The following is a 26,506-nucleotide window of genomic DNA, read 5'->3' as shown; positions in this document are numbered from 1 at the left end:
CCCGAATCGGTGTCACCGTGGGCTCATCGATCTCCAGCGAAGGAGGAACCATGTTGGGTGGCCTTTGGGGCATCATCACCACGATCGTGGTCGGGCTGATCCTCGGTGTCATCGGCCGGATGCTGGCGTCCGGCGATCAGAAGATCCCGATGTGGCTGACGATCGTGGTCGGTATCGTCGCCGCTTTCATCGGCAACTGGCTGGCCGGCGTGTTCGGTGTCCGTGACACCCCGGGCATCGACTGGATCCGGCACGCCTTCCAGGTCGGCGCGGCCGTCGTCGGCGTCATCGCCGCGGCCGCCATCTACGCGAAGGTGAAGGGCGGCGGGCACCGCGCCGTGACCTGATCACGGCTGGTATATCGCCTAAGGTCGGCCCCTGTGACCACTCGACTCGATCTCAGTGGCCAGGGGCTGACCTCCCTGCCCGGCACCTCCCTCCCTGCCTCGCTCGAGCACCTGGACCTGTACGACAACCGGCTGACGTCCGTTCCCGACGAGCTGTGGTCACTGTCCGGGCTCCGCGTGCTGAATCTCGCCGCCAACCGGCTGACCGCCATCCCGCCCGCGATCGGCGCCCTGCGGAATCTGCACACGCTGGATCTGGGGCACAACGAGCTTGCGACGCTGCCGGACGAACTCGGTGAGCTGTCCGGGCTGACCGAATACCTCTACGTGAGCGACAACCGGCTCACCGAATTCCCCGCCGCGCTCTGTTCGCTCGGGCGGCTGAAATATCTGGGCTGCACGGACAACCGCATTCCCACTCTTCCGGATGACCTCTCCGGGCTGGCCTCGTTGCGGGAATTCCGCCTGTACGGCAACGGGCTGACCGAACTGCCGGAGTCCATCGGGACGCTTTCCGCGCTGCGCGAGCTGCATCTGCGGAAGAACCTGCTGACGTCCTTGCCGTCCTCGATCGGGGAGCTGAGCGACTTGCGTCAGCTGGATCTGCGCGAGAACAAGCTGACCTCGCTGCCGTCGTCCATCACCCGGCTGTCCAAATTGGACAAACTGGATCTGCGCTGGAACAAGGAGTTGCGGGAGCCGTCGTGGCTAGCGGACTTCGAGGCGCGTGGCTGCATGGTGCTGCGGTGAGCCTCAGGCGCAGATGACCGTGGCCCGCGGCGAGTAGGTCGCGTTGCGGGTCTCCCGCCGGACCTCCGTCCCGGTGACGACGTCGATCAGCACGCGGGTATCCGAGGTGCTGAACCCGGCCGCCCCGGGGTCCGGCACGCAGCCGGGCCCCGATCCCATCTGCACCGGCTGGGGGACGTAGGAGTGCCGCTCGCCGCCGGCGCTCTGCACCGAAAACCGTTTGGTACCCCAGATCCGCACGGTCACCGAACCGTTGGCGGGGAGCACCTGGATCGCGATCCCGGTCGGGGCGTCGTTGACGATCTGCAGCTCGACCGGCGAGCCGTCGTTGTTGATCGCTTTGGCGTCACGCGCGACCGGATAGCGGTCGAGGTAGTGGTCGTGTTCCAGATGCCCGCCGTCGGCCAGCCCCGCCAGGTACGCGGCGTTGTAGAGCGTCGTCGCGAGCTGGGAGACGCCGCCGCCGACCACGACCGGCCCGGTGCCGTCTTCGTTCACCGGAGCGGGGACGTAGCCCGCGTCCGCCGTCCTCGCCCCGGACCGCGCGCCGAGGCTGAACGTCTCGTTCGGCTTCACGATGGCGCCGGAGACCCGGCTCGCCAACGCCTGCACGTTCGTCATCGCCGGTCCGTTCAGGCCCGAGGTGGTGAATTCGCCGATGATCTCGTTGATGCCGAGGACGTTCGCCGCGTCCGTGCTCACGGCCGGGCTGCTGGCGTCGTAGACCGCCCTGAGCTCCCGCTCTTCGCTTTTCGCGAGCACCGAGGTCAGCGACGAGAACGTGAGGTCCCAGTTGACCTTCCGCGCGTCCTTCGACGGCTGCACGGCCGGCCGGTCTCCGACGAAGACGATCTGCGCGTCCGCCCCGTCGGTCTCGGTCTCCTTGAGCTGAGGCTGCGCGGCTGCGCGCAGTTTGCCCTGGTCGATGCGGACTTCGAGGTTGCCGTCGTCGCGTGCGGCGAACTGGAACGACGCCGCGATCGTGTTCGGCTTCAGCGTCGCGTCCTTGCCTTCGCCGCGGATGACGAGCGGCTTCGCGACCGCGGGCACGACGATCTTGACGAGCGCGGCGTGCACGCCGGGCGAAGTCGCCTTCACAGGCGCGACGTTCACCTTCAGCTCGACACCTCCGTCGCTCAGCCAGCGGTCGGTGACCGCGGCGACCGCCTCCTTGACGTCGGCGAGCGCCTGCCCGTGCCGCGGTTCGACCGCGGCCGGGACGACACCGCCGTCGGTGCCCGCGACGGGCTGGAACGTGATGTTCCCTTCGACCGGCGGGCGGTTCAGCTGTGCGGCGGCGAGGTCCGAGACGGCCTTTTCGAGCTTCGGCGCGTCGGTCCAGGTGACGACGCCGACCTCACGGCTGCTGAAGAACGACATCAGCCGTGTGTACGGGCTCAGCGGCTGGTGACCGGCGCGCCCCAGCGTCTGCGGCCAGTCCAGGCCGAGACCGGACGACGTCGGGTACAGCACCGTCCGGACGTCACCCGCCCGCACGCGCACCGGCTCGATCAGCCTGGGCTCCAGCTCACGGCGGAGCTTCGACTCGGCCTCCTTGTGCGTGAGGCCGCCGACGTCGATCCCCGCGACCGTGACCCCGCGCGGGACGTCCCCGGCGCTGACGATCAGATCGACCGCGTACGCGACCACGAAGAGGCCCATGAGCACCCCGGTGACCATGAGGGCCTTGCCGAGCCCCCTGCGGAGCTTCGACGCGGGCGTGGGCGGCGGCTGGACCACCCGGTCGCCCTCGAAGAGCTCGTCCACCAGGCCCTGGTCGGAGTCCGGGAGGAGGTCGTCGGTGAACAGGTCGTCTTGCCCATCGCGTGCCAACTCTCCCCACCCCTCCCGCAGCCGAGCTACAAGTACAAACCCGTGCCGTGTTCGGTCCGTTCGGTCGCCACGGCGTGGATGTCGCGCTCCCGCATCACCAGGTGCCCCTCGCCCTGGATCTCGACCTCGTGCTGGTCGTCCGGGTTGAACAGCACACGGTCACCGGTCTTGACGTTCCGCACACTGTTGCCCACGCCCAGTACATCACCCCACGCGAGGCGCCGCGCGACCTGCGCGGTGGCGGGGATGACGATGCCGCCCGAACTCCGGCGCTCTCCGTCCTCGGGGGACAGCTTCACGAGCACCCTGTCCTGCAGCATCTGAATCTCGAGTTTCGGCCGATCTGACACAGGTACGACTCTACTTACCCGGATCCCCGGCCATGACCAGGCTCAGCGCGGTTTCTCCGCCCTTTTCGAACCGCACCGGCACGCCCCAGTCCTGGCGGGTGATGCGGCAAGCGGGGTGCTCGCCGCCGTCATCACAGCTGGCGGCCTGCGCGACGACCTGCAGGACACCGCCGGAGACGCCCTCGGCGAAGCGGAGCTTGCGGAACAGGTCCGTGCCCACCCCGGCGCCGTCGGCGAGCAGTTCCGGTGGCGACGCGCTGATCTCCAGCCGCGTCGACGGGCCGAACCGGTCGTCGAGCTTCTCCCCCGGAGGCGGGGTGAAGACGACGGAGAACTCCAGTTCACCCGGCGCCAGCACGGTCGGCGGACGGCGGACCGCGTGCGCGTCGCCCGCCACCGCCTGCTCATCGAGCTGCACCGGCCCGATGCGGTTGGCCGCGGACTCGACGACCAGCAGTTCGCCGTCGTGCACGAGCAGACCGGACGGCTCCGCGAGACCGGTCGCGAGCGTGGTCACCTGGCGGGTGAGCGGGTCGTAGCGGCGGACCGCGCCGTTGTAGGTGTCGGCGATCGCGATGGTGTCTCCGGGCAGCACGGCGAGGCCGAGCGGATGTTGCAGGAGCGCCTTGTCGGCGGGGCCGTCGACGTGACCGAAGGAGAACAGGTCGACGCCGACCGCGGTGTGCACGGTGAACGTCTCGCCCTCGGGCTGGATCCAGCGCAGCGCCGACGTCTCCGCGTCCGCGAGCCACAGCTTCCGCCCGTCGGGCGTGAGGCCGGACGTCTGGGCGAAGAACGCTTCGTGGACGTCGCCGTCTCGCAGGCCTTCGACGGTCGTGCCGGCGAAGCGGCGAATGCTGCCCGAGACCGGCTCGAACACGCTCAGGGTGTGGTTGCCCGCCATGGCGACCACGACGCCGCCCGCGGGGCCCCACCAGGCGACGTCCCAGGGGCTGGTGAGGTCGATGTCGAGCGCCTTGCCGGTGTCGACGCCGTCGCGCCACTGGCGGCCGGTGCCGGCGACCGTGGAGACCTCGCCGGTGATCAGGTCGATACCGCGCAGGCGGTGACCGGCCGTGTCGGCGACGACGGCGTGGTAGCCCGCGCGCTCGGCGACCTCGTACGGCAACAGGGTGATCCCGGACGGCTCCGTGAAGCTCGCCAGGTCGAACGGCCCGTCCTGCGCGCCGCGCCGGCCGCTGCCGAAGCGGCGGATGATCGTCTCGCCGTCGGACGCGAACTCGACGATGGAATGGTTGCCGGTGTCGGCGACCAGGATGCGGCCTTCGGCGGTGGTGACGGCCTTGCTCGGGAAGCGCAGCTCGGTGCGCTGCTCCTCGACCGGGACGTACGGGCTGCCGCCGCGGCGCAGCGTGCCCTTGGCCTCGTGGGTCGCGACGAGGTCGGCGATCACCCGGCGCAGCGCCTCGGCGTGCCCCTCACCGGCGGCGACGTGCACGACGTAACCCTCGGGGTCGACGACGACCAGCGTCGGCCACGCCTTGACCGCGTACTGCGACCAGGTGGCCATCTTCGGGTCGTTGAGCACCGGGTGGTGCACCTCGTAGCGCCGCACGGCGGCCTCGATCGCGGCAGCCTCGCCCTCGTGCAGGAACTTGGGCGAATGCACGCCGATGGTCACCATGACGTCGGCGAACTCGGCCTCCAGCGGGCGCAGCTCGTCCAGCACGTGCAGGCAGTTGATGCAGCCACTGGTCCAGAAGTCCAGCAGGACGACGCGGCCGCGCAGCCCGGCGAGCGTGATCCGCTCGCCGCCGGTGTTGAGCCACACGTCGCCGTCGAGCTCGGGCGCCCGCACGCGGGACTGCGTTCGTGGGGAAGTCACGACATGAGTGAACTACACGCCCGGCCGTGCTGTTCCGACGTCCAGGCGTTGAGAGGGCGAGCTCACCCCAGGGGAGGAGCCTCATGTGGGTGATGAGGGAGTGGTGTTAAAAGAGAAGGCGTGTTCGAGTCACGCGACTTAGGCTCGAACACATGTCCACTGTTGAGCACGCCTTCACCATCGAGGAGGCACACGACCTCCAGGCGAGCTTGGCCGAACCCGTGCGTCCCGGGTTGAGCGAGGCCGAGCTCGACGACGTCGAAGCCCGCTTCGGCTTCCGGTTCGCCGCCGACCACCGCACCTTCCTGTCCGCCGGGGTGCCGATCGGCGACCGCTGGCCGGACTGGCGCTGCGGCAACCCCGACCAGCTGCGAAAACGCCTCGACTGGCCGGTCGACGGGGTGCTGTACGACGTCGAACACAACGGCTTCTGGCTGCCGGACTGGGGCATGCGCCCGATCGACCTCGCCGACGCGCTTTCGCGGGCCCGCTCGCATCTGGCGCTCGCCCCTCAGCTCGTGCCGGTCTGCGGGCACCGGTATCTGCCGGGGATCGCCGGGAGCCAGGGATATCCGGTGCTGTCGGTGTATCAGACCGACATCGTCTATTACGGCTACGACCTGCGGGGATACCTCCGGCACGACTTCTGCGGCCAGCCGCTGGGCACCCCGCCGCCCGGCGGGCCGCGTCAGATCGAGTTCTGGTCGCGATTCGTGGAGTGAGCGGACTCGGCGGCGGCCTTCAGCCGGGCCAGCGTCGCGGCGATGTTCGCCCGGTTGGCGTCGTCCCGCTTCCAGACCCCGGTGAACAGCGACGTCGGCCCGCGCAGCCAGGCAGGCCGCCGGTCCCACGTGCTTTCGACGGCCACGCAACCGTCATCCGTCGCCTCGATGTCGTACTGCCAGCGCGAAACGGGAAGACCGGCGAACGTGGTCACCTCGAACGCGAACCGCTTGCCCTCGTCGGCGTCGGTGATGGTCGAGAGGGTGCTCCAGCGACGGATCCCGCGGCGGTTTCGGCCGCGGAACCTCGCGCCGACGGCGGGTTCCTTCGCCGCACCGACCCATCGGTACCCTTCGTACTCCTCGGCCATGTCCGCGAGCGCGCCCGGGTCGCTGACCAGGGCGTACACCTTCTCTGGCGGGGCGGCGATCGCGATCTTGCCGGTGGCGCTGCGCTGCGTCATCACATACCTCCGTACTGAGGGTATGTGAAATACCCTCAGTTGTCGCGGCGGAGCATCCGGCTGATACCGGCCGCGACCGTCGTCGCCAGCACCCAGCCGGAGGCGGTGAACCCGGCCGCGACCCAGTTGTCCATGCCGTGCATGTACCAGCGCGACTTATTGCCGAAGTCGACGATCGGGACCAGTAGGTCGATCGTGTACAGCACCGGGTTCCACTGGAGCCCGGTGTCGTCCTGGTTGACCAGGCACCGCGGCCCGCTCACCGTCAGCTTGGGATTGGTGACGCAGTCGTCGACCCCGAGCCCGAACCACAGGCTTCCCAGCACGAGCAGCGTCAGCAGCCAGCCGAGCGCCCGCACCGGCCGGAAGCCGTAGCCGACCATCGACCGCTGCAACCAGCTCCACACGTGCACACCGGGTCCGAAGAACTTGAAGCCCTTCGCGAGCGCCTCGTACCGGAACTGCTGTTTCTTCAGCAGCACCGTGGAGGCGTGCTCTTCATTACCGGACGCGCGCAGCGTCGCCGCCAGCTGGTCGTACGGTCCTGGGCGGTAGCCGTCCATCGCCTTGCGCAGCAACGCGATCCGATGGTCGATCGCCCGGTCGTCGTCGAGCGCGATGTCCTCTTGCAGTGCGTCGTAACGGAAATCCTCCAGCTCGATCCCGCTCGCCGACGCCCAGAACGCCTCGTTGTCGCCCAGCGTCCCGCAATGCGCGCGCCGCAGCACGATCCGGCCGTCCGGCGGGACGCCGGGCGTGAGCAGGAATTCGTCGGCCGAGACGTCGCTGCCGTCGAGCGCGATCCCGTGCTGTGGCAGGGAACCGAGCCGCGCGCCGCGGAAGTCGACGCGCCGCGCGACCTGTGCGCCGTCGAGGTTGACCCCGCCCTGCGCGACGAACGGGCGCTCCTTGTTCTCGGTGAGGATCAGGTCCCGGCCGATCCGCGCGGTGCGGACGTCCAGTGAATAGCTGGTGCGCGTGCGGGCGCCGGGCTCGGTCAGGCTCGTGCCGAAGAGGTTCACGCTGCCGCCGATCTCGGCGCCCTGCAACCGCAAGGTGCCCTGGACGGTCGCGTCGGTGAGCTGGAAGTTGCCCGCGACCTTCGCGCGCCGCGCGGAGAAGACGTCGCGGCGCGGATGCAGGAACATCGAGTTCCACGCCAGCACGTTGCCGCCGACGGTGATGTCGGCCATGCGCAACTGCCCGGACGGCACCCGCAGGCTCGTCGCCTCCAGATCACCGCCGATGGTCGTCCCGTCGAGGTGGATCGCGCGGTCGTAGTAAGGAATGCTCTGCCCGCGGACGACCTGGACCTCGGCACCCGCGAGCCGCAGCGAACCGCCGATCCGGGCGTTGACCATCCGCAGCGTCCCGGTCGCCTGCATACCGTCGCTCAGCTCGAGGTTCCCCTTGACCGTCGAGCGATCCGCGACCAGCGCAGGCCGCGGATCGATGTACGGATCGTTCGACTTCCACGCGTCGACGACGATCGGCCCCGACTGGTTCACCGAGAGCTTGGCCTCGCGGAAGATGATGTCACTGTCCACAGTGGCGCTCGGCAGGAACATGATCCCACTGGCGGAGAAGCGTTTCCGCTGCGCGGCGGGACCGTAGTTGTCCACCTCGCACAACAGGCTGCCACCGATGTGGATCCCGTTTCCGTTGAGCGCGAAGCCGTCGCGGTTGTTCAACGTCGCGCCGGAGAAATTGACGTTACCGCCGGCGCGCATCCCCGGAATGCGGACTTCCCCATTGGCCACCAGCCGATACGCCAGCAGCGCACCCACGATGTTGACCCGGTCGGCCTGGATCGCCTTGCCGCGCGGATGGGTGATCACCGTGCGGGTCAGCACGACCGATCCCTCGATGACCGCGTCGGTGAGGTTGACCGCCGCGTTCGGCATCCCGCGCTCGCGATCGTCGCCGCGCTGGACCGTGGTCTCCTCGAGCTCGTGCTCGGCGTCGACGTGCACGACACTGCGGATGAGGCGGACGTCGTTGCGGGTGCGGAGATTGCGCGCCTTGAGCCCGGGCAGCCAGCATTTGCGGAACACGAGCCCGAGCAGATGAGCCTCACGGACGTCCGGCGGATGCTCGAACCGGCACCGCTCGAAGCGGAACAGATACTTGATGTCGGCCGCGCGCAGATCGAGCGTCCCGGTGATGTACGCGTCCTCGACCTGCACGATCGGCGCGTTGGTCGCCTGGCGACGCCAGCGGAGCAGCCCCGTCGTGCCCGGCTTCATCAGCTCGGACGCCGGGACCTCGTACCGCTTGTCGGGGTTCGGATCGAACGGGTCGAGCGGCGGCAGCGACGTGTCACCGTTCTGGTCGCCTTCGCCCGGATCGCGCGGCCCGTTGTTGCGCCGAAAACCCGGCATCGTCTCGCTTCCCTCCCCCGTCGTTCCTCGGCCACCAGCGAAGCCGATCACGCACGGGATTCGCAAGTGGCCCAGGACATCAGACCGGAACCTGCCACGTGCCTACGACGGCAGAACGGCCGCCCCGGGCGCCGGACCAGGCCGTTCGGGTTCGGGGCGGTGATCTTGGACGGATCGGCCGCGGGTTCCTTGGTTCACTGATGGGGTCACTCAGCGCAGTCGGTGACGGACTACGGGTAGGTCGCGCCCTTCGCGGCCCGTGCGGGGAGGCACGACATGAAGCGTTTCTTGGTCTTGGCCGCGGCAGCATCGCTCTTGAGCGATGGTTGCGGCACACAGGTGACCGGCACGGCGACGACGAGTTCGCCGTCTGCGCCACGGCTTCCGTCCGATGGAGCTCCGGCGGTGGCGAAACCGATCACCGCCACGCCAGCTGTCGAGGCGGACCCGGCAGCGCCATTCCCGCCGCCGAGATCGAGGCGATCGGCGGCAAGGTCAAGAGGACGCGAGTTGACGACCTGACCATGGGGAACGCCAGCGCCTGGGTCTTCCAAGAAGCGCCGAATACCCTTAGCGCTGGTCTCGTCACTGGGAACAAGGACGGTCTAAGCGCGCTCTACGCACAGAACGCAACTGGTGGCCTCACCACCTTCAAACCGGTCGATCCGGTCGATGGGTACCCAGCAGTCATCTACGCCAATGGCGGCGAAGGCAAAGGGAACTGCACCCTCGCCGTCGGTGTTCGAGATGACCTCGTCTACACCGTCATCCCACGCCTGACCGACCACCACCCTTCCTACTCGGACCCATGCGGGATGGCGACCAAGGTCGCGGCAGCGGCGATCAGGAACTTCGTCGGCGCTTAAGCTCGCCGACTCGCTTCATTCGGAGGGGATACCGCGTCTGCCTCCTTCTAAGCCCGGCGAGACATCCGAAAAAGGGCCATCCAGGACGAAGTGCGCCAGATCGGACCGAGCGAACCATCTTTCGATGGCGATCTTCACGAAGGTGCTGATCAACGGTTTACCTGCTGCTATCGTCACCGGTTGGAGTCGGTAGGGAACTACGGGTAGGTCGCGCCCCATCGCGGCCCGTGCGGGGAGGCACGACATGACCAGACCGGGAAGCGGCCCTCGAGGGGTCTACGACCAGCTGAACACCACGCCGCCGCAGGCACCGCCACAGGGCTCGGGGTTGATCCAGGGCGCCGCGGCGGCACCGCCACCGCCTGGTCCGCCGCCGGACTACCGCAATCTCGGCGCCGGCCAGGCAAAGGCCGACTTCGCGGCCGCCTCGGCGAACGGCGGCTGGGAGTTCGACCCGGAGGCCATGGACAGCGTGATCAAGTCCCTTGAGGACTGCCTGAAGGACGATTTCAGGCTTGCCCAGAACGAAGCCGTATGGCTGGACCAGATAAAGCCACCGGGGGACGAGGTCGGCAGCCAGGGCTACACGGCCGCAGCGAATAAGTCCGGCACCGAATACAAGAGCTTCCTCCAGGGTGCGGAGCAGTACACCCGCGCCTACGTCGAGACCTTGATCCAAATACGGACCGCTTATCAAGAGCAAGACCAAGCCGCGATCGACGCGCTCCGCCAGATTGGAAAGATCGACTGATGCGACCCAAGGCCACACTCCTGACCATAGCGGCGTTGAGCTCGATTGCTTTTCTCAGTGGCTGCAGCGACCAGAAGTCCGGCACGCCCACGCCGACCAGCGCTCCTTCCTCGACGGGTCTTCCGTCGAACGGCGCCCCGGCCGTCGCGAATCCGATCGCGAACACCGCCCAGTTCGAATCCGACCCGTGTGCGGCTATCCCCACGGCTGAGGTCGAATCACTCGGCGGCAAGGTCGAACGCTCCGAACAAGAGAACCTGACCATGGGCAAAGCATGCGCTTGGATCTTCACCAAAGGGGCGAACACCGTCAGTGCCGGACTTGTCGCCGGCAACAAGGACGGCCTCAGCTCTCTCTACGCACAGAACGCAACCGGAGGTTTGACGACCTTCAAGCCGGTCGAACAAGTTGACGGGTACCCAGCTGTTGTCTACGCGAATGGCGGTGAAGGCCCGGGGACCTGCACCCTCGCTGTCGGCATTCGGGACGACCTCGTTTACACCGTCATTCCGCGGCTCGGCAGCGACCATCCTTCGTATTCCGATCCCTGTGGAATGGCGACCAAGGTAGCGGCGGCGGCGATCAAGAACCTCAAAGGGGCGTAGGCCATGACCTACAGCGGTTGGGAGATCTACACCAAGCTCAACGCCAACCCCGACACCACGGGCACTCTGGACAGGGCGCAGCAGGCCTCTCACACTTTGATGGACGTCCATCACAGGATGAGCGTCACTCTAGAAAACAGCCAAACCGCGCTCAGTTCCTTCTGGAAAGGCAAAGCAGCCGACTCCGGAACAGCAGGCTTGGCCCCGCTCATCGCGACCTCCAAGATCGCGGGCGAGAACATGGATCGCGCCCGCCAGTCGATGTTCGACCAGAACGCCTCTTTCCATTACACGCGCGGCAATGTGCGTCCGGTCGAGAAGGAGCGCGCGGGGGACAGCGGGCCCGAGGACGTCTTGTCCATCGGCGCGAGTGACGACGAGATCGCGGCGGCGAAGTTCGACGCGGACACGAAGCACAACGTCGAGATCTACGAGCCGTATTACCAGAGCACTCAGCCGCGGCAGCAGTCGCTCGCGCCGGCCTATCCGGCCGCGCACGATCCGAACGTTTCATCGGGGCCGATCACGCCGGATCCGATCGATCCCGGTCAGACCAAGGTCAGCGGGTTCAGTGGCGGGCCCGGCGACTCCGGGCGGCACGGCGGTCCCGGTGGGTACACCGGCGGGCCGAGTTCCTACAGCGCGCCTCCGGGAGCGGAGGGGTATCAGGCGCCGAGGCCGCCGCAGGTTCCGCAGCCGCCGAGGGTTCCGCAGGTCCCCCGACCGCTGCCGTCGTCGGAGCCGAACGATCGGACCAAGCTGTCCCAGTGGGACCGCGGGACCCAGGGGCGGCCGGGCGATCACCGCCCGCCCGGCTTCGGGCCCGGCCCCGGCGGCCCTGGACCTGGTGGCGGCAGCGGATTCGGCCCGGGAACGGGCGGGTTCAGCGGCGGTTTCGGGCCCGGCGGCGGGTTCGGGCCCGGTGGGTCGACCGGCGGGCCGGGGAGCATGGGGCCCGGTCGTGGCGTCGGCGCCGCCATGCCCGGCGAAGGCGCGATGCGCGGACCGGCGGGCACGCCGGCGGGTGGTCCGGCGGCGGGAAGGCCCGGCGCGCCCGGCATGGGTGGCGGCGGCATGGGTGCCGGTGCCGGTAAGGGCAAGGGCGCCGAGGACGAAGAGCACCAGCGCAAGATCACGCTGCAGGAAGAGGACGGCGACTCCCTCTTCGGCGGTTACGACGGGGACAAGCCGGTTCCGCCGGTGATCGGCGCGTAATCGTGCTGCGGAAACCCGTCGAGCTGACGCTCCAGACCTACGAAACCCTGCTGGACCAACACAATCTCGGCGACATCCATCCGACGCTCGTTCGCGGCGCGCAGTGGTACCTGCCCGAGGAACGTCGCGAGCTCGCGGCCACCGCACAGTCCGAATTGGACGGACAAGGGCTGCTCACCCGTGGCCGGATCGACGACGAATTCCTCGACACACTGCGCTTCCTGCAGCGGCCGGCGGTGGAGTACTACTCGTGGGTGAAGTCCGAGGGGCGTGAACGGACCGTTCGCGCCGCGGGTAGTGGCCGGGAAGCGGTCAACGTCGTTCTGGTCGACCAGGTCGTCTACCTGACACCGACGCGGCCGGACACGCTGGCGCAGGATTTCACCGGTCTCCTCCCCGAGGCCGTTCCGGCGCGCACACCGTCCTTGAACTGTTCGGAAGCCGATCTGCAGGTCCTGATGAAGGGCGAGATGCTGACCGGCACCAGCCCGAGCATCCGCGACGCCAAGAAGATCCTCCAGTGGATCCGGTCGCCGCACACCTTCTTCGGCAGGCTTTACGTCGCCATCCGTGACGGTGCCGGCAACCGGAAACGCGTCGAGAGACCACCGGGCTGGATGGACACCGAACACGGCCGCGTCGTGTTCGGCCCGGACGCCAAGGGCTGGGTGAGCCTCATGGGCGCCGGGCCGCACGAAATCGTCTCGAAGGTCGTCCAGCTGGAGTCGCAGCTCCGCGGGCGTTAGCCCTGGTGGTTCGGGTTCAGGACCCGCGAGAGGAACGTCTTAGTGCGCTCCTCCTGCGGGTCCCCGATCACCTGGTCGGGCGAGCCCTGCTCGACGACGACGCCGCCGTCCATGAAAAGCACGATGTCGGCCACCTCGCGGGCGAACTGCATTTCGTGCGTGACGACGAGCATCGTCATGCCCTCTTGCGCGAGCTGCCGCATGACCGCGAGGACATCGCCGACCAGTTCGGGGTCCAGCGCCGATGTCGGTTCGTCGAACAGCATGACGTCCGGGTTCATCGACAGTGCCCTCGCGATCGCGACGCGCTGCTGCTGCCCGCCGGAAAGCTGAGTCGGCAGCGAGGACTCCTTCTCCGCCAGCCCGACCTTCGCGAGGTTCTCCCGCGCGACGCGCTCCGCCTCGTCCTTGCCGCGCTTCAACACCTTGCGCTGCGCGACGGTGAGGTTTTCGAGCACGCTCAGATGCGAGAAGAGGTTGAACGACTGGAAGACCATGCCGATCTTCGTGCGGGCGCCGTCGATGTCGACGTCCGGATCGGTGATCTCGCTGCCGTTGACCACGATCTTGCCCTGCTGCGGCTCTTCGAGGAGGTTGACGCAGCGCAACAACGTCGACTTGCCGGAACCCGACGGGCCGATGATGCAGACGACCTGGCCGCGCTCGACCCGCAGGTCGATGCCCTTGAGCACCTCGAGCTCGCCGAACGCCTTGTGCAGTCCCGAAACTTCGACGATCGTCTGGCCGCTCATACCGTTCCTCCGCCGGGCACTCCGGCTCCGTATTTCTTCTCTAGCCGCTGCTGCAGGATCGACAGCGGGATGGTGATGACCAGGTAGCACAGACCGGCGACGACGATCGGGGTCAGGCCCTTGGCCTCCAGCAGCGCCTGACGGCTGAACTGCGCGAGTTCCTGCTGTGCCGGGGTGGTGCCGAGCAGGAACGCCAGCGACGAGTCCTTCGTCAGCATGATCAGCTCGTTGGCCAGCGGCGGCAGGATGATCCGGAAGGCCTGCGGGATCACGACGGTGATCATCGTGCGGGCGGGCGACATGCCGAGCGAACGCGCCGCCTCGACCTGCCCACGCGGCACCGCCTGGATACCGGCTCGGATGGTCTCAGCCATGTACGCGGACGACACGATGCCCAGCGCCAGCATGATCGCGATATTGCGCGGCAGGTTCGTGTTGAACGCCGTCGGCACGCCGATGCCGACCGCGAGGAAGATCAGCAACGCGGGCAGGCCGCGGAAGAATTCGATGTACCCGCGCGCGAACCAGCGGTACGGGCCGACCGACGAAAGTCTCATGAGGGCGAGCAACAGGCCCAGCCCGAGGCCGAGCGCGAAGCCCAGCGCGGTGAAGATGACGGTGTTCTTCAGCGCGACCGTGATGACGTCCGGGAACTGCTTGGCGGCGACTTCGAGATCGAAGAACGCCTTGCCGATCTTGCTCCAGTCGGCCAGCAGCGCGAGCACGATGACGATCACCAGCAGCAGGACGTATTGCCCGGTCCGGAACGCCGAACGTCGCTGGCGGCGGCTCAAAGCCATTTCTCTCCTCAAACAAGTGGTGACAAGCCTGTGGCCGGTGCGCTGGGCACCGGCCACAGGGCGGCTTTAAACTAATTCGACGCCGATCCAGGCTGCCAGGTCGGCGCCTTGCCGAACCACTTCTGGTAGATCTGCGTGTACGAGCCGTCCGCCGCGGACGCCTTGAGCACCTCGTTGATCTTGCTGAGGAGAGCGCTGTTGCCCTTCTTCACGCCGATGCCGTAGAACTCGTTCGTCTTGAACTCGGTGACGACCGTCGTGTCCGGGTTCGACTTCGCGAAGTCGTAGAGCACGCCGTTGTCGTTGACGCCCGCGTCGACCGTGCCGTTCTTGACGGCCTGCTCCAGCAGCGCGAGGTCGTCGAAGGTGACGATCTCGGCGCCCTTCGCCTCCTTCTTGGCGTAGTCGGCGCCGGTGGTGGCCGACTGGACACCGATCTTCTTGCCCGCCACGTTCGAGAGGTCCTTGATCGGCGAACCGGTCTTGACCAGCAGCGCCTGGGTCGCCTCGAAGTACGGGTCGGAGAAGTCGAACTTCTCCTTGCGCTTGTCGGTGATAGTCATGCCCGCGGCGGCGAGGTCGCACTGTCCGCTGTTCATCGCTTCACCGGACTCGATGTTCTCGAAGGCGATGTCGACGATGCTCTGCTCGACACCCAGCTTCTTGCCGACCAGGTCGACCAGGTCGACGTCGAAACCGACGATCTTGTCGCCCTGCTTGACCTGGAAGGGCTGGTAGGGCAGGTGCGTGCAGGTGGTGACCTTGCCGGACGCGACGAGCTGGACGCCGCCGGCCGCGGTTCCGCCTTCCTCGCCGCACGCGGACAGCGCACCCGCGGTCAGGGCGAGCGCCGGGATCAGGGCGAGCGCTTTGAATCGAGCCACGTCGTCACTCCTCGTAGTTCCCATGTGTCGAGAGCATGCATAGTGCCACTCATCCGGCGGCAAGCACAGCACCGAGACGTTACAGCGCTGTTTCCAGCGAAGATCGTCCCGACGACGGGAGGGAGCCGACCTCGGTCCCGGTGGGTCCCGACAGGGGTTCGACTGGCCCGGCACGTGAAACACGGTGGGGCGCCGAAGCGCCCCACCGCCGCCTTATTACTTGGGCCAATAATCGAACACGTAGCCGTTGTAGCAGATACCCGCACAACTCGGGTCGACAGGATAGTACTGGAGCGGCCCAACGTTGTAATACCGGGCGAATTCGCTCCGCTCACGGACACAGCTATCGTAGTTGTGACCGCACCAACGACTCTTCACATCCGCTACGCCGACGCTGGACGACGGCGCCGCGGCAACGTCCTGAGCTGCCATCGCGACACCCGGAACAGCCAACGCCGCCACTGCGGCACCGGCCACGACGAACGTCTTCACAAGATTCTTCACAATTCCCCTTGAAAATTGCATGTAAAATTCAGAGCCCGCTTATCCAGCGGGTAATGTGCGATTTATCGACTTCTACACACGGCGAAACGCCGAACAGAATCCAACCTTCCCCAGTCAGGTTTGAATACGTCCGGCGAGGCTAGCATCAGGCTGATCATTCCAACAACCCAACCCGGCATCTCGCGCCGAACGGGGTACATGGGTCACGATGACCCCCATGAACAACAACTCGGCGCCCCGGCTCCCACCTGCGGGCCGCCGCCCTCGGACGACGACGTCGGCCCGGCGCGCGGCGAAACCCGGGGCGCAGTTCGACGGCTATCTCTCGCCGTCCCGGCCGCACGCGGGCGCGTACGACGAGATGTTCACCGCCGACGGCACTGTCCGCCAGCCGTACCGGGCGCTGTACGAATCGATCTCCGCGCTGACGTCGACGGACCTGACGTCCCGGTCGGCGGCGATCGACCGGGCCATGGTCGACCAGGGCATCACGTTCTCGCTGTCCGGCCAGGAACGCCCGTTCCCGCTCGACCTGGTACCGCGCGTGATCACCACCGCCGAATGGAGCAAACTCGAACGTGGTGTGGCGCAACGGGTCCGCGCGCTCGAAGCCTTTCTCGCCGACGTGTACGGCGACCGGCAGATCCTGCGCGACGGCGTTCTCCCGCGACGGCTGATCACCTCGTGTGAGCATTTCCAGCGCGAAGCGTTCGGGATCAACCCGCCCAACGGCGTCCGCATCCACGTGTCCGGTGTGGACCTGGTGCGGGACGAGGAGGGCACCTTCCGGGTGCTGGAGGACAATCTCCGCAACCCGTCCGGTGTGTCGTACGTGATGGAGAACCGCCGCACGATGGCGCGCGTGTTCCCGGACCTGTTCGCCCAGCACCGGGTGCGCCCGGTCGGTGATTACGCCTCGCATCTGCTGCGCGCGCTGCGGGCGGCGGCCGCTGCGAACGTCGCCGACCCGATGGTCGTCGTGCTCACGCCCGGCGTGCACAACTCCGCGTATTTCGAGCATTCGCTGCTGGCCCGGCTGATGGGCGTCGAGCTGGTCGAAGGCCGCGACATGTTCTGCCGTGACAACGTCGTCTACCTGCGCACCACCGAGGGCGAGCGGCAGGTCGACGTCATCTACCGGCGGATCGACGACGAGTTCCTCGATCCGGTGCACTACCGGCCGGATTCCGTGCTCGGCGTGGCCGGGATCCTGAACGCGGCACGCGCGGGCAACGTCGTGATCGCGAACGCGGTGGGCAACGGCGTCGGCGACGACAAGCTCGTCTACACCTACGTGCCCGAGATGGTGAAGTACTACCTCGACGAGAAGCCGTTGCTGCCCAACGTCGACACCTTCCGGTGCTGGCTGCCGGACGAGTTCGACCACGTCATGCGGCATATGGACGAGCTGGTGATCAAACCGGTCGAAGGCTCCGGCGGCTACGGCATCGTGTTCGGCCCGGACGCGACACAGGCGGAGCTGACCGCGCTCAAACGCAAGGTCCGGGCGAACAAACGCGGCTGGATCGCGCAGCCGGTGGTGCAGCTGTCCACCGTTCCGTCCAAAGTGGACGATAGGCTGGCACCGCGGCACGTCGACCTCCGCCCGTTCGCGGTCAACGACGGCAAGGACATCTTCGTGCTGCCGGGCGGACTGACCAGGGTCGCGCTCCCGGAGGGCAGCCTGGTCGTCAACTCGTCGCAGGGCGGCGGTTCCAAGGACACCTGGGTGCTGGCGCCGCGGTCTTCGACGGCGGAGCGGGAGCTGGAACGCCCCGCGCTCGGCGCTCTGTCCCAAGTGGACGGTCTCGTCGCCGAACAGGGTCCCGAGCTGACCACCACCCAGCAACAGCAGCAGCAACAGGCATAAGGGAGGTTGATGTGCTCGCCCGCAACGCGGAATCGCTGTACTGGATCGGCCGGTACGTCGAACGCGCCGATGACACCTCCCGGATCCTGAACGTCTCCGTGCACCAGTTGCTCGAAGACGCGAGCGTCGACCCTGACCACGCGAGCCGCCAGCTGCTCGCCGTCCTCGGCATCTCGCCGGAGGGCATGGACTCGCTCGACGTGTGGAAGCTGACCGAGCTGGTCGCCTACGCCAAGGACAATCCCGCGTCGATCGTCGGTTCGATCAACTCCGCCCGCGAGAACACGCGCGGCGCCCGCGAGGTCGTTTCGACCGAGCTGTGGGAATGCCTGAACGCGACGTGGAACGCCGTGCCGGACAGGCAGCGGTACGCGCGCCGCGCCGGGCCGCACGCGTTCCTGTCCTTCGTGGAGGAACGCGCGGCGATGTTCGCCGGGCTCGCCGATTCGACGATGAGCCGCGACGACGGCTGGCTGTTCATGGTGCTCGGCCGGTCGGTCGAACGCGCGGACATGGTGGTGCGGCTGCTGCTCTCACGGGTCCAGGACAGCGCGTCGTCACCCGGCTGGATCACCGTGCTCCGCTCGGCGGGGGCGCAGGACACCTACCTGCGGACCTATCGCGGCGCGCTCGACGCCGGCCGCGTCGTGCAGTTCCTGTTGCGGGACACGCTTTTCCCGCGTTCGGTGTTCCACGCGCTGCGGCAGGCCGAGGAATGCCTGGAGCGGCTGGACCCCGGCGTCAACTCGCGCGCCAACGAGAAGTCCGAGGCGCTGCGGCAGCTCGGCCGCGCGCGCAGCGAGCTGGAGTTCCTGCGGCCGTCGGATCTGCTGGAGGACCTGCCGAAACGGCTCGGCGCCCTGCAGACCTCGATCAAGGACATCGGCGACGCGGTTTCGGTGCAGTACTTCCATTCGTCGCCTTGGGTGGCCTGGAGCGGTGCGGAGGTTTCGCTGTGACCTGGCAGCTTCGGGTGGCCCACCGGACCGGATACCGGTACGCGACGCCGGCCACGCAGTCGTACAACGAGGCGCGGCTGACCCCGCGCTCCGACCGGCGGCAGACCACGGTCGTCAACCGCGTCGAGACGACGCCCGCGACCCGTGCCTATCGGTACACGGACTACTGGGGGACCATCGTGACGTCGTTCGACCTTCACGCGCCGCACACGGAGTTCACCGTGCTCGCGACGTCGGTGGTCGAAACGGCCGACGAAGGCGAGCCGGTCCGCTCGGCGACGTGGAAGGACCTGCGCAGCGACACCGTCGTCGACCACCGCACCGAGTACCTGACGCCGACGCCGTACACACCCCGCGATCCGGAGCTGACGAAGGTCGCGCGCGAACTGCGGAAGGGGCTCGACCCGGCGGAGGCCGTGCTCGCGGTCTGCGAATGGGTCAACAAGCAGCTCAAGTACCAGCCTGGGACGACCGGCGTGCACAGCACGGCGACCGACGCGTGGCGTGCGCGCGAAGGGGTCTGCCAGGACTTCGCGCATGTCACGCTGGTGATGCTGCGCGCGATCGGCGTCCCGGCGCGGTACGTCTCCGGGTACCTGCACACGAAACCGGAGGCGAAGCTCGGCGAGACGGTCGAAGGCGAAAGCCACGCCTGGGTCGACGTCTGGACCGGCGGCTGGTGGGCGTACGACCCGACGAACGCGATCCCGGTCGGGCCGCGGCACGTCTGGGTCGCGTACGGCCGCGACTACGCCGACGTGCCGCCGCTCAAGGGCATCTTCACCGGCGGCGGTCAGTCCACTTTGGACGTCTCGGTGCAGCTGACCCGGCTGACCTAGGCCCGGCGCCGCAACAACAGCCAGAGCAGGTACGCGCCGCCGAGGGCGGCCGCGACGACTCCCGCGGGCAGCAGCGAGGACTCCAGCAACCGCTGGCCGAGGTAGTCCGCCGCGACGACCAGCGTCGCGCCGACGAAGGCCGACGCGAGCAGGTTGGGCCCCGGCAGGCGCGTCATCCGGCGCGCCAGCTGGGGCGCGGCGAGCGCGATGAACGGCAGCGGCCCGGTCGCCGCGGTGGCGGCGGCGACCAGCGCGACCGCGACCAGCACCAGGGTCCGCCGCACCCGGCGGACGTCGACGCCGATACCGGTGGCGGTGTCGTCGCCCATCTCCAGCATGCGCAGCGCGCGGCCGTTCGCGAAGACGATCGGGGCGAACACCGCCATCCCGATCGCCAGCGGCACGAAGTAGCTCCAGTCACGGCCGGAGAGATCACCGACCAGCCAGCCGACGGCCTGCGAAGCGGCTTCGAGGTTCGCCTTCACCAGCAGGTACGAGTTCACGCCGACCAGCACCGCGCTGACGGCGATCCCGAGCAGCACCAGCCGCGAACTCAGCAGGCCGTGCGGCGCGCACAGCGCCATCACGACCAGCGCGGTCAGCAGTCCGCCTGCCAGCGCGCCGAGTGAGACGAGGCCAGGGCCGGAGCCGATGAGCAGCAGGGTCGCGATTCCGCCGGTCGCCGAACCGGTCGTGAAGCCGATGATGTCCGGACTGCCGAGCGGGTTACGCGTGATCGTCTGGAACACCGCCCCGGCCAGCGCCAGCGCGGCACCGACGAGGATCGCGACCAGCACCCGCGGAAGCCGTCCCATGACCACCAGGTACTGCGCCTTCGTCCCTTGACCTGCCAGGGTCGCGAGCACTTCGCCGGGGCTCATCTCGTAGTCGCCGGTGCCGACCGAGAGCACCACGAGCGCCAGGACCACCAGGGCCAGCGCGGCGACGACGACCAGGGATCGTCTGTCCAAACCGGACTCACGGCGGACGAGCGCGGTCATCGGCGCACCGCCTTCAGCCTGCGGGCCACGATCACGAACGCGATGCCGCCGACGACGTCGGTCATCACGCCGACCTGGATCTCGCCCGGAGAACCGAGGAGACGGCCCAGGACGTCGCAGCCGAGCAGCAGTACCGGGCCGAGCAGCGCCGAAACCAGCATCACCCAGCGTTCGTCCTGCCCGATCAGCGTCCGGACGACGTGCGGGATCATCAGGCCGACGAAGGCGATCGGTCCACAAGCCGCGGTCGCCGACGCCGAAAGCAGCCCGACGGCGACCATCCCCGCGACGCGGACGAGCACTGGATTCGCGCCGAGCCCGCGAGCCGTGTCCTCGCCCAGCGCCAGCGCGTTCAGCGCGCGGGCCAGGACGATCGCGATCACCACGCCCGCGACGAAGAACGGCAACAGGACCGACAACTGGTCGGCGTTCCGGTTGACCAGCGAGCCGACCAGCCAGAACCGCATGGCCTGCAGGTTGTGCGTGTTGACCATCTGCATGCCCTGGTTGATGCCGACGAACACCGCCTGGACGGCGACCCCGGCCAGCACCAGCCGCAGCGGGCTCGTGGCGCCGCGCGTCCCGCCGATCACCGAGACCAGCGCGGTTCCCGCGAGCGCACCGGCGAAGGCGAACCAGACGTACTCGCCGGGCGACGTCACCGAGAACACCGCGGAGCCGAGCACGATCGCGACGGCGGCGCCGTGGTTGATGCCGAGCAGCCCGGGTTCCGCGACCGGGTTGCGGGTGATCGCCTGCATGAGCGAGCCCGCCAGCGCGAGCGCCATCCCGACCAGGACGCCGAGCACCGTGCGGGGCAGGCGATCGTCGCGGACGACGACGTCGGTGTAGCTCCCGTCGTAAGCGAAGAGCGCGTGCAGGACCTCGCCGAGGGACAGACGGTTCGAGCCGAAGCCGATCGACAGCAGGACGACCACGGCGAGCGCTGCCAAGGACCCCACGAGGACCAGCGTTCTCACGGAGACGCCGGTTCCGGGTGATCTGACGCGCTCCGGGACCTGGACCATGGCCCTCACGATAAGGGAAGGCTAGCCTAACGACGAAACCGGTTCGACGGCGAAAGAAGATCTCGATGCACCTCTCCCGACGCGGCTTTCTCGCCGGTACCGCGGCGCTCGGCGCCACCGGCCTCCTGACCGCCTGCGGCTACCAGGAGGAGACCCCCGCCCAGGGAACGGGCGCGACCTGGTCGTTCACCGACGACCGCGGCCGGAAGCTCGAAGGCGAGCGGCCGACCCGGATCGTCGCGCAGGTGACCGCCGCGGCGGCGTTGTGGGACCTCGGCGTGAAATCGGTCGGGATCTTCGGCCCGTCGAAGTTCGCCGACGGCAAGCCGGACCCGCAGGCGGGCGGCGTCGACCTGAACGCCGTGACCTCGCTCGGGAACGTCTGGAACGAGTTCAACTTCGACAAGTTCGTCGCACTGAACCCGCAGCTCCTGGTCAGCGTGATGTACTTGAAAGACCAGATGTGGTACGTCCCGGACACGCAGACGGAGAAGATCGACAAGGCCGCGCCGAGTGTCGGGGTCCGGCTGCAGGACATCTCGATGCCCGAGGGGATCGCGAAGTTCATCGCGCTCGCGAAGGCGCTCGGCGCCGACACCGAGACTCCGGCGATCCGAGCCGCGAAGGAAGAGTACGAGAAGGCCGACGCCGCGCTAGCCGAAGCGGCGAAGAAGGCCGCAGGGCTGAAGATCCTTCTCGTGTCCGCGCAGAAGGACTCCGTATACGTCTCGAACGCGCCGAAGTTCGCGACCTCGAAGCACTACCAGAGCAAGGGGCTGGACTTCGTCACGCCGGAGGCTCCCGACGCGAGCCAAGGCGGCTACTACCAGCAGATCAGCTGGGAGAACATCGGCAAGTACCCCGCCGACGTGATCATGTACGACAACCGCGGCGGATCACTCTCGCTCGGCCCGGACGGGCTCGGCGGCGTGCCGACCTGGACCCAGCTGCCCGCGGTGAAGGCCGGGAAGCTGATCCCGTGGAACAACGAGACGCCGTTCTCGTACCAGCGCTTCACGCCGCAGCTGACGGAACTGACCGCGGCGCTGAACAAGTTCGCCTAGGCCAGGAACTCCCGCAACGCCGCCGCGAGGTCGGCCGGGTTCTCCTCGGCCACGTGGTGCCCGGACTCGATCGCGAAACCGCGGACGTCCTCGGCCCATTCGCGCCAAATGACGACCGGATCGCCGTAAAGGTCTTCGAGGTCGTCCAGGCTGGACCACAGGACGAGGAGCGGGCACTCGATCTTTCTCCCGGCCGCTTTGTCGGCGTCGTCGGCTTCACGGTCGGGCCCGAGGCCCGCGCGGTAGTCCTCGAGCATCGCATGGACCGTCTCGGGATCATGGATCGCGCGGAGGAAGTCGGCGTGGTTTTCCGCGCCCATCACTTCGGGATCTCCGCCGTACCAGGCGTCCGGATCTGCGTTGATCACCCGCTCGGCGGGTTTCGCGAGCTGGCCGAAGAAGAACCAGTGCCACCAAGCCTGCGCGAACTTCGCGTCGGCGCGCGAAAGGTGCTCACCGATCGGGATGCCGTCGAGGATGGCGAGTTTCGTGACGACCTCGGGGTGATCGAGCGCGAGGCGATAGGCGACGGCGCTGCCGCGATCGTGGCCGGCGACGGCGAACCGTTCGTGGCCGAGATGCCGCATGAGCGCGACGATGTGCCTGGCCATGACGCGTTTCGAGTGCGCCGAGTGGTCTTCGGTGGTCTCGGGTTTCGAGGACTGGCCGTAGCCGGGGAGGTCCGGGCAGACGACGGTGAACGCGTCCGCGAGCCGGGGCGCGACGTCGTACCAGGTGGTGTGCGTGCGGGGATGTCCATGCAGAAGGACAAGCGGCGGCCCCGATCCGCCGTGGCGGACCCTGAAGGTCACTTCGCCGGTGTCGACGTTTTCGAGCTCGAAGCCTTCGAACATGATCCTCCCGCGCGTGCGATGAAGGGTCCTTCCCTGGCGAATTCTGCTGGGAAAGGACCCTTCATCGCAGCGTGAACGGAGAATCAGCTCCGGGCGTGCGCGTCCAGGATGTGCGCGACCGCCTCGGTGACCCGCTGCGCGAAGTCGATGTTCAGCCACTCGTCCGGCACGTGGATGTTCGAGTCCGGCCCGCAGGCGCCGGTGACCACGAACTGCGCGTCCGGGTACTTCTCGCCGAGCAGCCCCATGAACGGGATCGATCCGCCCATGCCGAAGCTCTTGTGCGGCGCACCGAAGACCTCGCCGCTCACGTGGTGCAGGGCGTCGTCGAGCCACGGCGCGGTGTCGGGCGCGTTCCAGCCGTTCTCGGCCTGGAAGTCGCCGAGTTCGACCGAAGCGTCGTACGGCACGTCGGTGGTGAGGACACGGCGGACCGCCTCCATCGCGGCCTTCGCGTCGGCAGTTGGCGGGAGGCGGAAGCTCAGGGTGAGCGTGGTGCTGGAGCGCAGCACGTTGCCCGCGTCGGCCGGGAGCGGGAAGCCCTCCGCGCCGATCACCGAGAGCGTCGGCCGCCACGAGTTGTTGAGCAGCAGTTCCAGGTCGTCGTCGGAGACCGTCCGGCCGACCACCGGGAAGAGCGTCTTCGCCGCGCCGGGCGCGATCTCGACGACACCGCGAGCGTCCTCGACTCGGTTCTCCGGGATGTCGACGCTCAGCTCGGCGAGCTTGATCTCGCCGGTCTCGGCGTTCTCGATGCGGTCGAGCAGGACACGCAGGACGCGGAACGAGCTCGCCACGATGCCGCTGGCCATGCCGGAGTGCTGCGCGGACTCCAGCACCTTCACGGTGACGTTGACGTGCAGCATTCCGCGCAGGCTGGTGGTCAGCCACAGCCGCTTGTAGTCGGTGCCGCCGGCGTCGAGGCAGACGACCAGCGAGACCTCGCCGAGCTTCTCCTTCAGGTGCTCGACGTAGGCGGGCAGGTCCGGGCTGCCGGATTCCTCACCGGTCTCCAGCAGCACGACCGCGCGGGAGTGCTCGCCACCGGCGGCGCGCACGGCCTCGATCGCCGTCGTCGCCGCGTAGCCGGAGTAGCCGTCGTCGACCGCGCCGCGGCCGTACAGCCTGCCGTCGCGGATCACCGGCGTCCACGGGTCGAGCCCCTCGGACCAGCCACCGACCGGCGGCTGCTTGTCGAGGTGCCCGTACATGAGCACGGTGCCCTTTTCGGCGGCTTCGGACGTCGCCGGGATGTCGACGACCAGCAGCGGGCTGCGGCCTTCGAGCTCCACGACCTCGAGCGTCGCGCCGGGGATCTCCCGGGCGGCGATCCAGGAGCGGACGTGCTCGACGGCGGCGGCCAGATGCCCGGTCTTCGCCCACTCGGGGTCGAACGCCGGCGACAAGGCGGGGATCGCCACCAGGCCGGACAGGCTGGGAAGGACGTCGTTCGTCCAGTTCGAAACCACGGTTTCGCGTACGGATTTCTGCTCCACGTCCGCCATCCTGCCACGGGTGCCGGCGAGTGGGATGGATCACAGCGGCGGGCACGGATCGTCATCGATCCAGCCGGACAGGACACCCGTCCGGGTCCGTCGTCCGCTGGTCGGCCCGCGGGTGAATTCCCTACTTTCGGCGGCCCCACACTCGGGCTTCCTAGCATTTTCCCTGATCAGACACCCTTTCTCAGCAACAAATCAGCATCCGCCACTGACCAAAACGGCGTCCGGCATGCCAGGATGTGCGCACGAACCGTCAACGCCGACGGTGACCCAGCGCTTCAGATCCGACGCGCTGGTCCCCGCCGGCGCAGTCACTGTGGCCGCCACAAGTGGCCGCCAGAGGCGCCGACATCAAGGAGAGCAGCGCATGCCGTCCGAACACTGGACGCACCCGGAGCCTGGAGATGGTCCCGCCGCCGTAGCGGCGCAGCCTTCCCCCGAACAGGTGATCGCCGGTTTGCGAGCAACGAGCGAAGGTGGCGCTGAGCTGACTCAGCTGCTCACCCCCGAAGGCGAACGAGTCGCCTCGCCGCAATTCGACCGCTACGTCGACGACATCGACGCCGAAGCCCTCAAGGGTCTGTACCGCGACATGGTCCTGGTCCGCCGCGCGGACCGCGAGGCCAACGCGATGCAGCGCCAGGGCCAGCTCGGCATCTGGGTGCCGCTGCTCGGGCAGGAGGCCGCGCAGATCGGCTCCGGCCGCGCGCTGCGGAAGGGGGACATGGCGTTCCCCAGCTACCGCGAGCACGGTGTCGCGTACACCCGCGGCGTCGACCTCAAAGAGGTGCTCGGCATTTTCCGCTGCACCGACCACAGCGGCTGGGACTACAAGGCCCACGGCTTCCACCCGTACACCATCGTGATCGGCAACCAGGTACTCAACGCCGCCGGTTACGCGATGGGCCAGAAGTTCGAAGGCAAGGTCGGCGACGACGACAGCGAAGCGACCATCTGTTACTTCGGTGACGGAGCGACTTCGCAGGGCGACGTGCACGAAGGCTTCGTCTGGGCCGCCGTCTACGACGCGCCGCTCGTGTTCTTCTGCCAGAACAACCAGTGGGCGATCTCGGAGCCCACCGAACGCCAGTCGCGCCTGCCGCTGTACCAGCGCGCCCGCGGCTACGGCTTCCCCGGCATCCGCGTGGACGGCAACGACGTCCTCGCCTGCCTCGCGGTCTCCCGCTGGGCGCTGGAGGAGTGCCGTCACGGCAACGGCCCGGTGCTGATCGAGGCGTTCACCTACCGGATGGACGCGCACACCACCACCGACGACCCCACCCGCTACCGGCTCTCCGACGAGCTGGAGGAGTGGAAGCTGAAAGACCCGATCGAGCGCGTCCGGGCGTACCTCGCCCGCGGTGGCGGCGCCGACCAGGCGTTCTTCGACCAGGTGCAGGCCGATTCGGACGCGTTCGCGGCCGAGCTGCGCGAGTACTGCTTCAACATGCCCGAGCCGCCACCCGAGCGGATCTTCTCCAACGTGTACGCGGAATCCACGCCGCTGCTGGACGCGCAGCGCGAAGAGTTCCTGTCCTACTTGGACGGTTTTGTCGGGGCGGAGGGACACTGA

The 26,506-nt window shown here is 68.1% G+C and carries 26 protein-coding genes; 13 read left to right on the top strand and 13 right to left on the bottom strand.

Going from position 1 to position 26,506, the window contains the following annotated elements; all coding sequences use genetic code 11:
* The first annotated feature begins 50 nt into the window (after window positions 1-50).
* Both ACXIZN_RS34455 and ACXIZN_RS34450 read left to right on the top strand, forming a co-directional pair.
* Window positions 51-347 (top strand): GlsB/YeaQ/YmgE family stress response membrane protein, encoded by a 297-nt coding sequence (locus ACXIZN_RS34455; RefSeq protein WP_034314108.1) that lies wholly within the window; start codon window positions 51-53, stop codon window positions 345-347.
* A gap of 33 nt (window positions 348-380) precedes the next feature.
* Window positions 381-1,097, top strand: a complete 717-nt coding sequence (locus ACXIZN_RS34450; protein WP_457959117.1) for a leucine-rich repeat domain-containing protein — start codon at window positions 381-383, stop codon at window positions 1,095-1,097.
* A 3-nt stretch (window positions 1,098-1,100) separates the two neighbouring features.
* Here ACXIZN_RS34450 and ACXIZN_RS34445 read toward each other — a convergent pair whose 3' ends face one another.
* From ACXIZN_RS34445 to ACXIZN_RS34435, 3 genes are read right to left on the bottom strand one after another with little or no spacing between them, the layout of a single operon-like run.
* Window positions 1,101-2,930, bottom strand: a complete 1,830-nt coding sequence (locus tag ACXIZN_RS34445) for a VanW family protein (RefSeq protein WP_457959116.1) — start codon at window positions 2,928-2,930, stop codon at window positions 1,101-1,103.
* A gap of 26 nt (window positions 2,931-2,956) precedes the next feature.
* On the bottom strand, window positions 2,957-3,250 hold the full coding sequence (locus tag ACXIZN_RS34440) for a GroES family chaperonin (protein ID WP_007032412.1): 294 nt from the start codon (window positions 3,248-3,250) through the stop codon (window positions 2,957-2,959).
* Between the two features lie 40 nt (window positions 3,251-3,290).
* Window positions 3,291-5,099 carry an NHL domain-containing thioredoxin family protein gene (locus ACXIZN_RS34435; RefSeq protein ID WP_457960677.1) on the bottom strand — a complete coding sequence of 603 codons (1,809 nt, stop codon included), beginning with the start codon at window positions 5,097-5,099 and terminating at the stop codon, window positions 3,291-3,293.
* A gap of 179 nt (window positions 5,100-5,278) precedes the next feature.
* Here ACXIZN_RS34435 and ACXIZN_RS34430 point away from each other — a divergent pair, with 179 nt between their 5' ends.
* On the top strand, window positions 5,279-5,848 hold the full coding sequence (locus ACXIZN_RS34430) for a hypothetical protein (RefSeq protein WP_457959115.1): 570 nt from the start codon (window positions 5,279-5,281) through the stop codon (window positions 5,846-5,848).
* Here ACXIZN_RS34430 and ACXIZN_RS34425 read toward each other — a convergent pair.
* Window positions 5,815-6,312 carry an SRPBCC family protein gene (locus tag ACXIZN_RS34425; protein ID WP_457959114.1) on the bottom strand — a complete coding sequence of 166 codons (498 nt, stop codon included), beginning with the start codon at window positions 6,310-6,312 and terminating at the stop codon, window positions 5,815-5,817. The genes ACXIZN_RS34430 and ACXIZN_RS34425 overlap by 34 nt on opposite strands.
* Window positions 6,313-6,347: 35 nt before the next feature.
* Window positions 6,348-8,693: an oxidoreductase gene (locus tag ACXIZN_RS34420; protein WP_457959113.1), complete on the bottom strand. Its 2,346-nt coding sequence runs from the start codon at window positions 8,691-8,693 to the stop codon at window positions 6,348-6,350.
* A gap of 326 nt (window positions 8,694-9,019) precedes the next feature.
* Between ACXIZN_RS34420 and ACXIZN_RS34415 the strand changes: the two genes are divergently transcribed.
* The 5 genes from ACXIZN_RS34415 (at window position 9,020) to ACXIZN_RS34395 (ending at window position 12,876) form a co-directional block, all read left to right on the top strand.
* Entirely contained in the window at window positions 9,020-9,559 is a 540-nt protein-coding gene (locus ACXIZN_RS34415) for a DUF3558 domain-containing protein (protein WP_457959112.1), read from the top strand.
* A gap of 244 nt (window positions 9,560-9,803) precedes the next feature.
* On the top strand, window positions 9,804-10,310 hold the full coding sequence (locus tag ACXIZN_RS34410) for a hypothetical protein (RefSeq protein WP_126736165.1): 507 nt from the start codon (window positions 9,804-9,806) through the stop codon (window positions 10,308-10,310).
* Window positions 10,310-10,915, top strand: coding sequence for a DUF3558 domain-containing protein (locus ACXIZN_RS34405; protein ID WP_457959111.1), 606 nt, complete (start codon window positions 10,310-10,312; stop codon window positions 10,913-10,915). Before ACXIZN_RS34410 ends, ACXIZN_RS34405 begins: the two co-directional genes overlap by 1 nt.
* A gap of 3 nt (window positions 10,916-10,918) precedes the next feature.
* Window positions 10,919-12,130 (top strand): hypothetical protein, encoded by a 1,212-nt coding sequence (locus ACXIZN_RS34400; RefSeq protein ID WP_457959110.1) that lies wholly within the window; start codon window positions 10,919-10,921, stop codon window positions 12,128-12,130.
* Window positions 12,131-12,132: 2 nt separating this feature from the next.
* Window positions 12,133-12,876, top strand: coding sequence for an ESX secretion-associated protein EspG (locus tag ACXIZN_RS34395; RefSeq protein ID WP_457959109.1), 744 nt, complete (start codon window positions 12,133-12,135; stop codon window positions 12,874-12,876).
* Here ACXIZN_RS34395 and ACXIZN_RS34390 read toward each other — a convergent pair.
* The 4 genes from ACXIZN_RS34390 to ACXIZN_RS34375 all read right to left on the bottom strand — a co-directional run bounded on the left by ACXIZN_RS34390 (window position 12,873) and on the right by ACXIZN_RS34375 (window position 15,816).
* Window positions 12,873-13,628 (bottom strand): amino acid ABC transporter ATP-binding protein, encoded by a 756-nt coding sequence (locus tag ACXIZN_RS34390; protein WP_457959108.1) that lies wholly within the window; start codon window positions 13,626-13,628, stop codon window positions 12,873-12,875. The two genes, ACXIZN_RS34395 and ACXIZN_RS34390, sit on opposite strands and share 4 nt — an antisense overlap.
* Entirely contained in the window at window positions 13,625-14,428 is an 804-nt protein-coding gene (locus ACXIZN_RS34385) for an amino acid ABC transporter permease (protein ID WP_063275315.1), read from the bottom strand. Before ACXIZN_RS34385 ends, ACXIZN_RS34390 begins: the two co-directional genes overlap by 4 nt.
* Before the next feature lie 71 nt (window positions 14,429-14,499).
* Complete coding sequence (locus ACXIZN_RS34380) at window positions 14,500-15,312, bottom strand: basic amino acid ABC transporter substrate-binding protein (RefSeq protein WP_457959107.1); 813 nt, start codon at window positions 15,310-15,312, stop codon at window positions 14,500-14,502.
* 216 nt (window positions 15,313-15,528) lie between these two features.
* Complete coding sequence (locus ACXIZN_RS34375) at window positions 15,529-15,816, bottom strand: hypothetical protein (RefSeq protein ID WP_457959106.1); 288 nt, start codon at window positions 15,814-15,816, stop codon at window positions 15,529-15,531.
* A gap of 208 nt (window positions 15,817-16,024) precedes the next feature.
* Here ACXIZN_RS34375 and ACXIZN_RS34370 point away from each other — a divergent pair, with 208 nt between their 5' ends.
* From ACXIZN_RS34370 to ACXIZN_RS34360, 3 genes are read left to right on the top strand one after another with little or no spacing between them, the layout of a single operon-like run.
* A complete protein-coding gene (locus tag ACXIZN_RS34370) occupies window positions 16,025-17,686 on the top strand; it encodes a circularly permuted type 2 ATP-grasp protein (RefSeq protein WP_457959105.1) in 1,662 nt (553 codons plus the stop codon).
* 11 nt (window positions 17,687-17,697) lie between these two features.
* The gene (locus ACXIZN_RS34365) at window positions 17,698-18,645 is read left to right on the top strand and encodes an alpha-E domain-containing protein (protein ID WP_034314142.1); all 948 of its coding nucleotides are present in this window, start codon (window positions 17,698-17,700) and stop codon (window positions 18,643-18,645) included.
* On the top strand, window positions 18,642-19,484 hold the full coding sequence (locus ACXIZN_RS34360; RefSeq protein ID WP_257483451.1) for a transglutaminase family protein: 843 nt from the start codon (window positions 18,642-18,644) through the stop codon (window positions 19,482-19,484). Before ACXIZN_RS34365 ends, ACXIZN_RS34360 begins: the two co-directional genes overlap by 4 nt.
* Here the strand turns inward: ACXIZN_RS34360 and ACXIZN_RS34355 are convergent.
* On the bottom strand, window positions 19,481-20,485 hold the full coding sequence (locus ACXIZN_RS34355) for a FecCD family ABC transporter permease (RefSeq protein ID WP_457959104.1): 1,005 nt from the start codon (window positions 20,483-20,485) through the stop codon (window positions 19,481-19,483). The two genes, ACXIZN_RS34360 and ACXIZN_RS34355, sit on opposite strands and share 4 nt — an antisense overlap.
* Window positions 20,482-21,465 carry a FecCD family ABC transporter permease gene (locus tag ACXIZN_RS34350; RefSeq protein WP_457960676.1) on the bottom strand — a complete coding sequence of 328 codons (984 nt, stop codon included), beginning with the start codon at window positions 21,463-21,465 and terminating at the stop codon, window positions 20,482-20,484. Before ACXIZN_RS34350 ends, ACXIZN_RS34355 begins: the two co-directional genes overlap by 4 nt.
* Before the next feature lie 113 nt (window positions 21,466-21,578).
* Here ACXIZN_RS34350 and ACXIZN_RS34345 point away from each other — a divergent pair, with 113 nt between their 5' ends.
* Window positions 21,579-22,577 (top strand): ABC transporter substrate-binding protein, encoded by a 999-nt coding sequence (locus ACXIZN_RS34345; RefSeq protein WP_457959103.1) that lies wholly within the window; start codon window positions 21,579-21,581, stop codon window positions 22,575-22,577.
* On the opposite strand, the gene ACXIZN_RS34340 is transcribed toward ACXIZN_RS34345, so the two are convergent.
* Window positions 22,574-23,431 carry an alpha/beta fold hydrolase gene (locus ACXIZN_RS34340; RefSeq protein ID WP_457959102.1) on the bottom strand — a complete coding sequence of 286 codons (858 nt, stop codon included), beginning with the start codon at window positions 23,429-23,431 and terminating at the stop codon, window positions 22,574-22,576. The two genes, ACXIZN_RS34345 and ACXIZN_RS34340, sit on opposite strands and share 4 nt — an antisense overlap.
* Window positions 23,432-23,514: 83 nt before the next feature.
* Window positions 23,515-24,927, bottom strand: coding sequence for a M20/M25/M40 family metallo-hydrolase (locus tag ACXIZN_RS34335; protein WP_457959101.1), 1,413 nt, complete (start codon window positions 24,925-24,927; stop codon window positions 23,515-23,517).
* Window positions 24,928-25,300: 373 nt separating this feature from the next.
* Here ACXIZN_RS34335 and pdhA point away from each other — a divergent pair, with 373 nt between their 5' ends.
* Complete coding sequence (gene pdhA / locus ACXIZN_RS34330; protein WP_457959100.1) at window positions 25,301-26,506, top strand: pyruvate dehydrogenase (acetyl-transferring) E1 component subunit alpha; 1,206 nt, start codon at window positions 25,301-25,303, stop codon at window positions 26,504-26,506.

Source organism: Amycolatopsis sp. TRM77291 (assembly GCF_054166285.1).
This window is presented reverse-complemented; position numbering and strand designations above follow the sequence as displayed.

What these genes read in the sequence shown, in the direction of transcription:
- ACXIZN_RS34355 (WP_457959104.1), bottom strand. Translation starts at nt 20,485, where the DNA reads ATGACCGCGCTCGTCCGCCGTGAGTCCGGTTTGGACAGACGATCCCTG.
- ACXIZN_RS34370 (WP_457959105.1), top strand. Translation starts at nt 16,025, where the DNA reads ATGACCCCCATGAACAACAACTCGGCGCCCCGGCTCCCACCTGCGGGC.
- ACXIZN_RS34390 (WP_457959108.1), bottom strand. Translation starts at nt 13,628, where the DNA reads ATGAGCGGCCAGACGATCGTCGAAGTTTCGGGACTGCACAAGGCGTTC.
- ACXIZN_RS34340 (WP_457959102.1), bottom strand. Translation starts at nt 23,431, where the DNA reads ATGTTCGAAGGCTTCGAGCTCGAAAACGTCGACACCGGCGAAGTGACC.
- ACXIZN_RS34430 (WP_457959115.1), top strand. Translation starts at nt 5,279, where the DNA reads ATGTCCACTGTTGAGCACGCCTTCACCATCGAGGAGGCACACGACCTC.
- pdhA (WP_457959100.1), top strand. Translation starts at nt 25,301, where the DNA reads ATGCCGTCCGAACACTGGACGCACCCGGAGCCTGGAGATGGTCCCGCC.
- ACXIZN_RS34405 (WP_457959111.1), top strand. Translation starts at nt 10,310, where the DNA reads ATGCGACCCAAGGCCACACTCCTGACCATAGCGGCGTTGAGCTCGATT.
- ACXIZN_RS34400 (WP_457959110.1), top strand. Translation starts at nt 10,919, where the DNA reads ATGACCTACAGCGGTTGGGAGATCTACACCAAGCTCAACGCCAACCCC.
- ACXIZN_RS34425 (WP_457959114.1), bottom strand. Translation starts at nt 6,312, where the DNA reads ATGACGCAGCGCAGCGCCACCGGCAAGATCGCGATCGCCGCCCCGCCA.
- ACXIZN_RS34455 (WP_034314108.1), top strand. Translation starts at nt 51, where the DNA reads ATGTTGGGTGGCCTTTGGGGCATCATCACCACGATCGTGGTCGGGCTG.
- ACXIZN_RS34410 (WP_126736165.1), top strand. Translation starts at nt 9,804, where the DNA reads ATGACCAGACCGGGAAGCGGCCCTCGAGGGGTCTACGACCAGCTGAAC.
- ACXIZN_RS34345 (WP_457959103.1), top strand. Translation starts at nt 21,579, where the DNA reads ATGCACCTCTCCCGACGCGGCTTTCTCGCCGGTACCGCGGCGCTCGGC.
- ACXIZN_RS34420 (WP_457959113.1), bottom strand. Translation starts at nt 8,693, where the DNA reads ATGCCGGGTTTTCGGCGCAACAACGGGCCGCGCGATCCGGGCGAAGGC.
- ACXIZN_RS34440 (WP_007032412.1), bottom strand. Translation starts at nt 3,250, where the DNA reads ATGCTGCAGGACAGGGTGCTCGTGAAGCTGTCCCCCGAGGACGGAGAG.
- ACXIZN_RS34385 (WP_063275315.1), bottom strand. Translation starts at nt 14,428, where the DNA reads ATGGCTTTGAGCCGCCGCCAGCGACGTTCGGCGTTCCGGACCGGGCAA.